Raw genomic sequence first — 2,466 nt, forward strand, 5'->3', positions numbered from 1 at the left:
GAGTGCCTGCATCCTCGCATCGAGGCCGGTGCGGCCGTGCTCTATCGCCGTAGCAAGAGAGTCCGTGAGTCTATCCTTCATGATGCTATCAGCAGGTGATACTCTGCGCACGGTCATAAATGATTGTTTCCGTGCAAAGCGGCGGCCACCGCGGTCCTGGGGTTTCTCCGGCAACACGCGCTGCCGGTTGCCGGGAACCGTCCGGGATCAGCGTCAGATCCACTCTTTCTTCCTGAAGTAGAGGAGCATCGCGAACGCGACACCCAGCATGAGGAGGAGGACGAGAGGATACCCCAGGGGCGAGTCTTCGAGCGGTATGTTCCTGAGATTCATCCCATAAAACCCGGTGATGAAACTTAAAGGGATGAAGATGCTCGCGACGATGGTGAGGATCGTCGTGATCTCGGCGAGCCGGTTGTTCTGGTTCGAGGTGTGGAGATCCATCACGCCGGAGAGGGTATCTCTGGTATACTCCGCAACTTCTGCCGCCTGGATGCACCGGTCGTATGTGTCCCTGAAGTACGGGATCGTCTCCCTCCGGACAAGGCTCAACTCCCGGCTTGCGAGCGACCCAAGAACCTCGCGTGCCGGAACGGCCGCTCTCCGGATGGTCAGGAGGTCTTCCTTGAGTTCGTAGATCTGTTTTAAGGCAAGCGGGTCCGCGGAAGCCAGAACCCTGCCCTGGAGGTCTTCCACCCGGTCGTCGACTGTGTCGAGGATGGCGAGGTAAACACTCACGATGGCGTCAAGGAGCGCGTAGGTGAGATAATCCGGTCCCATGCCCCGGAGGACGCTCAGTTCGTTCCTGAGCCGTCCCCTGACCAGTTCGAAGACCTGGAAGGGCTGCTCGCGGAACGTTATGACGTAGTTCTCCCCGAAGATCAGGCTGACCTGCTCGCTTGCGACCCTGCCGTCTCTCTCCGAGAGCATCCTCGCGATGACGGCGACGTAGGTTCCGAACTCTTCTACCTTCGGCCGCTGGTCAGGGACTGTGATATCCTCCATCGTGAGCGGGTGGATGCCTGCCTGTTCTCCCAGCACCACGAGTTCGTCATGCTCCGGCACCCCGACGACGTCGATCCAGGTGACCGTCTCCCGGCTGATCCACGACCAGGCCTTCGTGAGTTCGATGCATTCGTGCTCCTCAATACGGTCCTCCGTGTAGTCCATCACCCGGATCGGTAGTATCTGACAGGATTCTTCCGGCTGCATCTTCACCTCCGGACTGTTTGCCCCGGAGATGGGGGCCACCCGGGGCTGATCCGCCCTCTCGCATTCGATCGGGATATCCCGATACGCGAGCGCCTGCTCCGCCGGATCCGGGGTGACTTCCGGGAGGGAGCATTCGCCCCATGGTATAAAACGCCACCGCCGGGCCGATCCCCCCGCTCTCCCCCGATGAACGAGACAGGAGGGGAAGAGAGGCTCCCGTCTCACCGGGAGCCCCTCCCCGAGGCCTCTGCGGATCAGATCCAGCCTCTCTTCCTGAAGTAGAGGAGCATCACCCCCGCGACGGCCGCCATCGAGGCGAGGGCTAGAGGGTAGCCCCAGGGATGGCTGATCTCCGGCATGTACGCGAAGTTCATGCCGTAGACCCCGGCGATGAAGGTGAGCGGGATGAAGATGGTGGCGATGATAGTGAGGACCTTCATGATCTCGTTCATCCGGCTGCTCTGGCTTGAGAGGTAGACGTCGAGGGTCCCGGACATCATCTCACGGTAAGTCTCCACGGTCTCGGCGACCTCTATGGTGTGGTCGTAGACGTCTCGGAAGTAGACGAGTGTCGGTTCCCGGATCTGAGGGGACTCTCCCCGTTCGAGTTCTGCCACCATGTCGCGGAGCGGCCAGACCGCCCTCCGGAGAGCAACCAGAGACCGCTTTAAGGCGTAGATCACCTGCAGGGTCTCGTGGTCGGGATCTGCCACCACCTCTTCCTCTACCGCCTCGATGCGTTCCCCGAATGCCTCGATCACGGAAAAATACCCGTCGACGATCGTGTCCAGCAGGACGTAGAAGAGGTAATCCGCCCCCTCGCTCCTGAGCCGTCCCGCCCCGGCACGCAGGCGCTCCCGGATGCGCTCAAATGCATCCCCCGGCTGCTCCTGGAACGATGCGACGTACCCTTTCCCGAGCACAAGGCTGACCTGTTCGCTCCAGAACTCACCGTCGCCGTCGGGAGCGAGCATCCGGACTGCAACGTAGAGATACTCGCTGTAGTCCTCGACCTTCGGGCGTTGGCGGGTGTTTGTGATGTCTTCCAGGGTCAGCGGGTGGATCCCGGCAGCCTCCCCGATTGCCTGGATCATCCCGGTCTCGTGGACGCCGTCGATGTTGATCCAGGTGACCGTCGGGCGGAGAATAAGGCTTTGGAAGTCCTCGGGCCGTGCCCTGATCTGCTCGTCAAGGCGGGACCCGTCGTAGTTGACGACTGTGACGGAGACCGGCCTTGCGGGGGTATCGCCGGTG

Annotated in this window: 2 protein-coding genes; both read right to left on the reverse strand. The window is 61.5% G+C overall.

Annotated elements, in window-relative coordinates; translation table 11 throughout:
- Positions 1–213: 213 nt before the first annotated feature.
- The gene (gene corA / locus BP858_RS03880) at positions 214–1,212 is read right to left on the reverse strand and encodes a magnesium/cobalt transporter CorA (protein WP_286878896.1); all 999 of its coding nucleotides are present in this window, start codon (positions 1,210–1,212) and stop codon (positions 214–216) included.
- A 254-nt stretch (positions 1,213–1,466) separates the two neighbouring features.
- Positions 1,467–2,466: magnesium/cobalt transporter CorA (gene corA, locus BP858_RS03885; protein ID WP_286878897.1), on the reverse strand; the 1,000-nt coding region annotated here is incomplete at its 5' end.

This window comes from Methanoculleus sp. UBA413 (assembly GCF_002502935.1).
Classification (GTDB): domain Archaea; phylum Halobacteriota; class Methanomicrobia; order Methanomicrobiales; family Methanoculleaceae; genus Methanoculleus; species Methanoculleus bourgensis.